The organism is Lentzea atacamensis (genome assembly GCF_003269295.1).
Taxonomy (GTDB): domain Bacteria; phylum Actinomycetota; class Actinomycetes; order Mycobacteriales; family Pseudonocardiaceae; genus Lentzea; species Lentzea atacamensis.
On record NZ_QLTT01000012.1, the window covers coordinates 1 to 8,710 of the forward strand.

Genomic DNA, 8,710 nt, shown 5'->3' on the forward strand with positions numbered 1-8,710 from the left:
TGCCGCAGCACGTGCGGCACATCCTTGTACCCCAGCTCGGCCGCGGCCCCACGCCGATCCAATTCGGCGATTTTCTGCATCACCGAATGTTCGCGGACCCGGATTTCCGTCACCTCGTCGACGATGCCGCGTAGCAGCTCGTCGGTGGAGAGGAGTCGGGTGTCGCTCACGTGTTCTAATCTACCGCAAGATCACGAAAAGATAACAGGTCAGGCCATACACAATCGGATGAACGGATCGACCGAACCGTCACCCGTGGCGAAGCGGAGCGAGCCGTAATGGGCAATGAACGGCCGTGCAACCGGTAATTCCCGCACCCGAACAAACAAACGCAACCACGCACGCTCGCGATTGGGGCTTGACTTTGGGTGCGAGGTGCTACCGTGTTCGGATCGGCCGGGCGCTTTACCTGCCCGGCTTTTACAGGCCGACCAGCGCCTCGCAAGGGCCCCGAAGTCAAGCCCCAATCGCAATCGTCGCGAAGCGGCGATGAAACGACCCGGCTCGAAACGGCCCATGCAACCACGCTGGAACAGAACCCTGAGGACACCAAAAGGCCCGGCCCGCCAAAGGCGAACCGGGCCAATCAGTCGATCTGAAGCCTGGACTCAGAAGTCCATGCCACCAGCGTCCGGCGCGGCCGGAGCAGCGTTCTTCTCCGGCTTGTCCGCGACGACAGCCTCGGTCGTCAGGAACAGGGCCGCGATGGAGGCCGCGTTCTGCAGCGCGGAACGGGTCACCTTGGCCGGGTCGATGATGCCCGCGGCGACCAGGTCCTTGTACTCGCCGGTCGCGGCGTCCAGGCCCTCGCCCGCAGGCAGGGACTTGACGCGCTCGACCACGACGCCGCCTTCGAGGCCGGCGTTGATGGCGATCTGCTTCAGCGGCGCCTCGACGGCGACCTTGACGATGTTGGCACCGGTGGCCTCGTCGCCGGTCAGGCGCAGGCCCGCGAAGGCAGCCTCGGCGGCCTGCAGCAGCGCAACGCCACCACCGGCGACGATGCCCTCTTCAACCGCGGCCTTGGCGTTGCGGACCGCGTCTTCGATGCGGTGCTTGCGCTCCTTGAGCTCGACCTCGGTGGCCGCGCCCGCCTTGATGACGGCGACGCCGCCGGCGAGCTTGGCGAGGCGCTCCTGGAGCTTCTCGCGGTCGTAGTCGGAGTCCGACTTCTCGATCTCGGCGCGGATCTGGTTGACGCGACCCTGGATCTGGTCGGCGTCACCGGCACCCTCGACGATGGTCGTCTCGTCCTTGGTGACGACGACCTTGCGGGCCTTGCCCAGCAGCGAGATGTCGGCGTTCTCCAGCTTCAGGCCGACGTCCTCGGTGATGACCTGGCCACCGGTGAGGGTGGCGATGTCCTGGAGGATGGCCTTGCGGCGGTCACCGAATCCGGGCGCCTTGACGGCGACGGACTTGAACGTGCCGCGGATCTTGTTGACGACCAGCGTGGCCAGGGCCTCGCCCTCGACGTCCTCGGAGATGATCAGCAGCGGCTTGCCGGACTGCATGACCTTCTCGAGCAGCGGGAGCAGGTCCTTGACCGTGGAGATCTTGGAGCCGAACAGCAGGATGTACGGGTCCTCGAGGGTCGCTTCCTGACGCTCGGGGTCGGTCACGAAGTAACCGGAGATGTAACCCTTGTCGAAGCGCATACCTTCGGTGAGCTCCAGCTCGAGCCCGAGGGTGTTGCTCTCCTCGACGGTGATGACGCCTTCCTTGCCGACCTTGTCCATCGCCTCGGCGATGAGCTCGCCGATCGTGGGGTCAGCGGCGGAGATGGACGCGGTAGCAGCGATCTGCTCCTTCGTCTCGATCTCCTTGGCGGCCTTCAGGAGCTGCTCGGCGACAGCCTCGACGGCCTGCTCGATGCCGCGCTTGAGGCCGAGCGGGTTCGCACCCGCGGCCACGTTGCGCAGGCCCTCGCGGACCAGAGCCTGTGCCAGCACCGTCGCGGTGGTGGTGCCGTCACCCGCGACGTCGTCGGTCTTCTTCGCGACCTCCTTGACGAGCTCGGCCCCGATCTTCTCCCACGGGTCCTCGAGCTCGATCTCCTTCGCGATGGAGACACCATCGTTGGTGATGGTCGGCGCGCCCCACTTCTTCTCGAGCACGACGTTGCGGCCCTTGGGGCCGAGCGTCACCTTGACGGCGTCAGCGAGGATGTTCATCCCGCGCTCGAGACCGCGACGGGCTTCCTCGTCGAACGCAATCATCTTGGCCATTGCGGTGTGTTCCTCCGCCTTTGTGGATTCTGGGCCACTGCGGGCGCACGCCCACAGCGGAACACGGTGCGAGTGGCCAGGCTCGGTGCCCGCGACGGACGACTCCCCCGTTGATCACGAGGGTGCCTCACCGTCCCAGCCTCACTGCTTTGGCACTCGGGCGAGCCGAGTGCTAAGTCGTGTTTAGCACTCGGGCACGGCGAGTGCAAGCGAACCCCGGCGAACGTCAGCGTGACGTGCGCACCGGCACAGAGGTCGGCAGCGGCTTCTTCGACGTCGACTCGTCGTCGAGCTGCAGCGTCGGCGAGGAGTTCGTCTTGGGCTGGCGCGCGGGCTCGTCACCGGGCGAGAGGATGATCACCACGATGATGATCACCACGATCGCCGCCGCAGCGGCGATGACCGGCGCGAACCACACCGGCCGTTCCTTCTTCGACGCCGTGAAGGCGCTCACGCCCACCTGGTTCGGCGGACGCAGCCGGACGGGGTCGGCGAGCGGCTGCTGACCGAAGCCGCCCTGGTACGGACCCTGTTGCACGGGCGTCGGCCCGGACACCGGCGACTGCACGGGAATCGAGCCGGACGCGGGGCCGAGTTGAGTGGGAGCCGAGCCCTGCGCGACCCCGGCGAGAGCCACACGCGCAGCGGCGATGAGCTCGGCGCAGTTCGCGTACCGCTGCGACGGCTCCTTCGAGGTGCCCTTGCGGATCACGTCGTCGATGGCCGGCGGCAACGCCACGAGCTGGGACAACGGCGGAACGGTCTGGCCGAGGTGGCCCTGGATGACCTCCTGCACGCCGCCCTGGAACGGCGGACGGCCGGAGAGGCACGCGAAGAGCATGCAGGCCAGCGCGTACTGGTCGGTGCGGCCGTCGACGGGCTCGCCGCGCAGGTGCTCCGGCGCCGCGTAGGTCGGCGAACCGAGGAAATCACCCGTTCGAGTGCGGTGGCCGGTGGCGCCGCGGCGGGTGAGGCCGAAGTCGGCGACGTAGACGTGCTCGCGCACGCCTTCCTTGGTCGTCACGAGGACGTTGGCCGGCTTCACGTCGAGGTGCACGAGGCCCTTGCCGTGCAACATGTCGAGCGCTTCGGCGACCTGGGCGAGCAGGGTCAGCGTGCGGGCAGGGGTGAGCGGCCCCTCCTTGATGTGCCCGGAGAGGTCCTGGCCGTCGACCAGCCGCATCGCGATGTAGAGCAGGCCGTCGACCTCGTCGAAGTCGTACAGCGGCACGATGTTCGCGTGGTCGATGGCGGAGGTGTTGCGCGCCTCGTCGACGAACCGCTCGCGGAACTCCGCGTCGGGTGCGAGGTGCTCACCGATGACCTTGAGCGCGACTTTCCTGCCAAGTCTCACGTCAGTGGCCTTGTAGGTCACGCTCATGCCACCGCGACCGAGCACGCCGTCGATCCGGTAGTGCGCGATCCGCCGTCCGCTCAGGTCCTCTGACACGCGAGGCAGCCTAACGCCCGCGCAGATCACCGTGCTGAGGGTTGGTCAAAGAGTGATGCTCACGCCTTTCGCACGTCCGACGCCTGGCTGCGTCCGTCCCGTCCGGCCTGCACCTCGAACTCCACCCGGTCGCCCTCGCTGAGGGTCCGGAAGCCTTCCATCTGGATCGCCGAGTAGTGCACGAACACGTCGGGCCCGCCATCGGTTGCGATGAAGCCGTATCCCTTTTCGGAGTTGAACCACTTGACGGTACCGAGAGCCAAGGCGTCCTCCTTCAGATCACGCAAAGAGCAGAACGCAACGCTAAAAGAAGAAAAGTCACTCGGATACCTCCTTACGGAGTCATGAACGAAAGCTGACTCCGTTGGCGCGCAACCAGGTGGTGAGCCGGCGGGGTCCGCGCGTCTGGGTCAGCACGGCACCGGGACCTGCGAAGTCGAACACCAGGCCCTCACCGGTGTGAATGGATTGCGCCGCATCGGGTACGGACGGGCGAAGACGGCATTGCACGGTGTCCGCGAACGCCATCACGTGGTCGCTGCTGATCGTCACGGCCTCGCCCGCCTCCAGCGTCACGAGATCGAGCGCGCCGTAACAGGAGAGCACCACACCGCCCTTGCCGTGCGCGTAGTTCAGGAAACCTTCGAGGCCGCCGAAGAGCGCCTGCAACGGCGGCGCCTCGGGATTCATCGCCACCGTGCTGCTCGACGCGACCCAGCCGAGCCGGGAGACGCACCAGCCGTGCGTGCCGTCGAGCTCGACGAGGTGCAGGTCGCCGGGCAGCACGGGCGCCGTGTCCACCCAGCCGCCCTCCGCGCCCGCCGTGCACAGCGCGACCGCCTTGGCACCGGCGCCCTTCACGTCGACCGAGAGGCCGTAGCTCGTCGCCACCACGGTGACCGGGTCGACCAGCACCATCTCTCCGGGCGCGAGCACGAGCCTCGCCACGCCGAACGTCGGTGTGTGCCGGGTCCGGACCTGCACGAGCAACACCTCCGGGGACGAACTGGTCCAGGCGATCGTCACGATCACCTCGCCTTGGCAGTATGCAGTCGTGTCCCCCACCACAGTCGCCGAACACCGCCAGCGCGTCGCGGAGCTCGTCGGGCTGATGCCCGTGCTGCAGCTCCCGCTCGACGAGTGCCTCGGGCTCGTGCTCGCCGCCGACGTCATCGCGCCCGTTTCCCTGCCGCCGTTCGACAACTCCGCGATGGACGGGTACGCCGTCCGCGCCGCCGACCTCGCGGGGACGATCCCGGTCCGCCTCCCCGTGGCCGACGACATCCCCGCGGGCCGGACGCAGCTCGACCCGCTCGAGCCCGGCACCGTCCAGCGGATCATGACCGGCGCCCCGGTCCCGCCGGGTGCGGACGCGGTGATCCAGGTCGAGCTGACCGACGGCGGCACCGAGACGGTGACGATCAACGCGTCCGTCGCGGAGGGCACGAACATCCGGATCGCGGGCGACGACGTGCAGAAGGGCGACCCGGTGCTGGTCGCCGGCACCGTGCTGCGCCCGGCCCAGCTGGGTCTCGCGTCGGCGCTCGGGCTCGCGGAGCTGCCGGTGCGCCGCCGTCCGCGGGTGCTGATCCTGTCCACGGGCTCCGAGCTGGTCGAACCCGGCCGGCCGCTGCAGCCCGGTCAGATCTACGAGTCGAACGGCACGATGCTCGCCTCTTCCGTGCGGGAAGCGGGAGGCATCGCCGTGCAACTGCGGTTCGTGCCCGACGACGTGGACGCCTTCCACCGCGCACTGGCGCCGTACCTCGGCTCCGTGGACGTGATCGTGACGTCCGGCGGGGTCAGCGCGGGCGCGTACGAGGTGGTCAAGGACGCCCTCGTCAGCCACGACGTGCGGTTCACGAAGGTCGCCATGCAGCCAGGAGGGCCGCAGGGTGCGGGCACCTACGAGGGCGTGCCGGTGCTGACGCTGCCGGGCAACCCGGTGAGCGCGCAGGTGTCGTTCGAGGTCTTCGTGCGTCCCGCGCTGCTCAGGTCGATGGGGCACGCTCAGGTCGAACGGCCGTCCGCGCGGGCAACCGTGACGACCTCGCTGACGTCTCCTGCTGGTAAGACGCAGTTCCGGCGCGGCCTGTACGACCCGTCGTCCGGTCAGGTCGTGACGCCGGTCGGCGGCCCGGGGTCGCACCTGCTGTCGGCGCTCGCGCTGTCGAACTGCCTGATCGAGGTGCCGCAGGACGTGACGGAGCTGGCGGCGGGAGCCGAGGTCACCGTCAGATACCTGCAGTAGAAGGGCGGCTGGGGGATGCGAGCCGTACTCGCGCTGGTGATGCTCGCCGGGTTCTTCGTGCTCGGCGCGGCACTCACGGCCTTCCTGGTCGTGGTCTCGGTCTGGCGGTTCCGGATCGGCGACTTCCAGGGCGGCGGCTGGATGGCGTTCTTCGCCGCGAGCGTCGCCGTGCCGATGCTGTGGGCGGTGCTGCGCGCGATCTTCGCCAGGCCGGCGCCGACCGGGATCCCGATGACCCGCGCGACGCATCCCGAGCTGTGGCGGCACGTCGACGAGCTGGCGGCGCTCGCGGGCACCCGCAGCCCCGACGACGTCCGGCTGGTCCCGGACGCGAACGCGAGCGTCTGGGAACGCCGCGGCACCCGCTACCTGCAGCTCGGCCTGCCACTGGTCGCCGGGTTGTCGATCGGCGAGCTGCGGTCCGTTCTCGCGCACGAGCTCGGCCACTACGGCGGCGGGCACACGCAGGTGTCCGCGGTGACGTTCCGCGCGAAGGTCGCCCTGGAGCTCGCGGTCAACCAGGGCGACTTCATGCGGCTGCTGTACGGGTGGGCAAAGCTGTACGCGCTGGTCGCAGCATCGGAGAGCCGGGAGCACGAGCGGTTCGCCGACGAGGTCGCAGTGGCCGCGGCGGGTCAGGAGGCGGCACGGCGGGCGTTGCTGCGGATCGGTCCGGTCGGCGAGGCGTGGAGCGACTACCTGCGCTGGTACGTCTCGCTCGCGGTCCTCGCGGGCCGCACCCCGCCGCTGCTCGAGGGCTTCCGCCACTACCTGGACCACCCGCGGCGCGTGCACGAGCTGCGCGCACTGGAGCCGGTGCTGGCAGAGCAGGAGCCGACGTCGATCTTCGACAGCCATCCGCCGGTGCGCGAGCGGGTGGCCGCGATGGCGCTGCTGCCGTCCGTCTCCGCCGTGAGCCTCGACGAACGACCGGCGTGGACGTTGCTGGACGGCACGCCATCCGAGGCCGTGGCGGCGCTGATCGAGGTCGAGGGCCCGCCGATCACGTGGGAGGAGCTCGCCCCGCTGACCGGTCACGTGCTGGTCCGCCGCTACGCGGAAGCGTTGCGGCACGCCGGCCGGGTGAGCAAGGTCGGTGACACGCTCGCCGCCGTCCTGGCGTGCCTCGAACGCGGCGAACTGCACCGGTTGACCGGCAGGCCGGTCGACGCCTCACTGACGCCGGAGCAGGTGCACGAGGCGGCCGTCGACACCGTGACGGAACTCCTCGCCTGCGCGGTCGCCGACCAGCTCGTGACCGCGGGACGCGCCGTGCTGGAAATCAACTGGGGCGGACTGTTCGCGCTGCGACTGCCGGACGGAGCTGCGGTCTATCCGGACGATCTCGTTGCTCCCGCCGTCCGTGACACTTCCCGCGTCGCTGAAGTGCGGCTTCGTCTGCAGGCGATCGGCGTCGACGGACTGTGACGGAACGCTCACCGACCGGCATTGTTCACGCCATGTGACGGGGATTACACTGAACGGAGGTGCCGGTCGGCGCGTGCATTCGTCGGGGGATGCACGAGCCGACCGGCCACTTGCGTTCTCGACAGTCCTGCTGGGCGGTTTGGTGTGTTGGCGTAGCGTGATGCCGCCCGACAACTCACGGAAGCTACGGACCCACAGACACGATGAGCAGCGAGAAGCCCGTCTCCCACTTCCTCGAACTCGCGCGCGGCATGGTGCCGCCGATGCACCCGGCCGGACGCCCGTTCGTCGCCGGTGCGGCGATCGCGACCCTCCTCGTCCGGCTGCGCTTCAAGCGACTCGGCGTCGTCCTCGGCCTGGTCACGGCGTGGGTCGCGTGGTTCTTCCGCGAGCCGAAGCGCGTGACGCCGACCCGCCCGAACATCGCGGTCGCACCGGCCGACGGCACCGTCTCCCACGTGGTCGACGCCGTCCCGCCCGCCGAGCTCGGCCTCGGTTCCGAGCCGATGACGCGCGTCAGCGTGTTCCTGTCCGTCTTCGACGTGCACGTGCAGCGCGTGCCCGCGGACGGCGAGATCGTCCAGGTCTCGTACCACCCCGGCAAGTTCCTCTCGGCCGACCTCGACAAGGCCTCCGAGGAGAACGAGCGCAACACCGTCTGGCTGCGCACCGTCAACGGCCACGATCTCGTCGTCGTGCAGATCGCCGGCCTGGTCGCGCGCCGCATCGTCTGCGAGGTCGCCGAGGGCGAGAAGGTCGCCGCCGGCCAGACCTACGGCCTGATCCGCTTCGGCTCGCGCGTGGACCTCTACGTCCCGCGCGGCAGCCGCGTCCTGGTCGAGGCCGGCCAGCGCACGATCGGCGGGGAGACCGTTCTCGCCGAACTGCCGGAGGCCTGACCCTGATGGCACCCAGCGGGCCCGGCGTTCGCCTCCTGCCGAACGCGATCACGGTCCTGGCGATGTGCGCGGGCCTGTCCGCCGTGCACTTCGCGAACGTCGGCATGTGGGGCGCCGCAATCGCCTCCATCGCCGCCGCCGCAGTCTTCGACGGCCTGGACGGCCGCATCGCCCGCCTGCTGGACGCCACGTCGAAGATGGGCGCCGAGCTCGACTCGCTGGCCGACGCGATCTCCTTCGGCGTGGCCCCGGCCCTCGCGATCTACCTCTGGAAGTTCGAGGGCAGCCGCGCGGGCTGGGTAATCGCGCTGATCTTCGCGGTCTGCATGGTGGTCCGCCTGGCCCGCTTCAACACGTTGCTGGAGAAGGAACAGCCGCCGTTCGCGAAGGAGTTCTTCGTGGGCGTCCCGGCCCCGGCAGGCGGCCTGCTGCTGCTCCTCCCCCTGATCATCGA

At 69.2% G+C, this 8,710-nt stretch carries 8 protein-coding genes; 4 read left to right on the forward strand and 4 right to left on the reverse strand.

What is annotated here, in order from left to right:
• Positions 1 to 608: 608 nt before the first annotated feature.
• The 4 genes from groL to C8D87_RS38400 form a co-directional block, all read right to left on the reverse strand.
• Positions 609 to 2,228: a chaperonin GroEL gene (gene groL, locus C8D87_RS38385; RefSeq protein WP_109631545.1), complete on the reverse strand. Its 1,620-nt coding sequence runs from the start codon at positions 2,226 to 2,228 to the stop codon at positions 609 to 611.
• Between the two features lie 226 nt (positions 2,229 to 2,454).
• On the reverse strand, positions 2,455 to 3,678 hold the full coding sequence (locus C8D87_RS38390) for a serine/threonine-protein kinase (RefSeq protein ID WP_112230962.1): 1,224 nt from the start codon (positions 3,676 to 3,678) through the stop codon (positions 2,455 to 2,457).
• Between the two features lie 59 nt (positions 3,679 to 3,737).
• On the reverse strand, positions 3,738 to 3,941 hold the full coding sequence (locus C8D87_RS38395; RefSeq protein ID WP_065915056.1) for a cold-shock protein: 204 nt from the start codon (positions 3,939 to 3,941) through the stop codon (positions 3,738 to 3,740).
• 79 nt (positions 3,942 to 4,020) lie between these two features.
• A complete protein-coding gene (locus C8D87_RS38400) occupies positions 4,021 to 4,662 on the reverse strand; it encodes an AIM24 family protein (protein WP_109633110.1) in 642 nt (213 codons plus the stop codon).
• A gap of 70 nt (positions 4,663 to 4,732) precedes the next feature.
• Here C8D87_RS38400 and moeA point away from each other — a divergent pair, with 70 nt between their 5' ends.
• The 4 genes from moeA to pssA form a co-directional block, all read left to right on the forward strand.
• On the forward strand, positions 4,733 to 5,929 hold the full coding sequence (moeA, locus tag C8D87_RS38405) for a molybdopterin molybdotransferase MoeA (protein ID WP_267899917.1): 1,197 nt from the start codon (positions 4,733 to 4,735) through the stop codon (positions 5,927 to 5,929).
• A 15-nt stretch (positions 5,930 to 5,944) separates the two neighbouring features.
• A complete protein-coding gene (locus C8D87_RS38410) occupies positions 5,945 to 7,357 on the forward strand; it encodes a M48 family metallopeptidase (RefSeq protein ID WP_112230965.1) in 1,413 nt (470 codons plus the stop codon).
• A gap of 203 nt (positions 7,358 to 7,560) precedes the next feature.
• On the forward strand, positions 7,561 to 8,256 hold the full coding sequence (locus C8D87_RS38415; protein ID WP_109631538.1) for a phosphatidylserine decarboxylase: 696 nt from the start codon (positions 7,561 to 7,563) through the stop codon (positions 8,254 to 8,256).
• A gap of 5 nt (positions 8,257 to 8,261) precedes the next feature.
• Positions 8,262 to 8,710: CDP-diacylglycerol--serine O-phosphatidyltransferase (pssA, locus tag C8D87_RS38420; RefSeq protein WP_112230967.1), on the forward strand; the 449-nt coding region annotated here is incomplete at its 3' end.

What these genes read in the sequence shown, in the direction of transcription:
- C8D87_RS38415 (WP_109631538.1), top strand. Translation starts at nt 7,561, where the DNA reads ATGAGCAGCGAGAAGCCCGTCTCCCACTTCCTCGAACTCGCGCGCGGC.
- groL (WP_109631545.1), bottom strand. Translation starts at nt 2,228, where the DNA reads ATGGCCAAGATGATTGCGTTCGACGAGGAAGCCCGTCGCGGTCTCGAG.
- C8D87_RS38410 (WP_112230965.1), top strand. Translation starts at nt 5,945, where the DNA reads ATGCGAGCCGTACTCGCGCTGGTGATGCTCGCCGGGTTCTTCGTGCTC.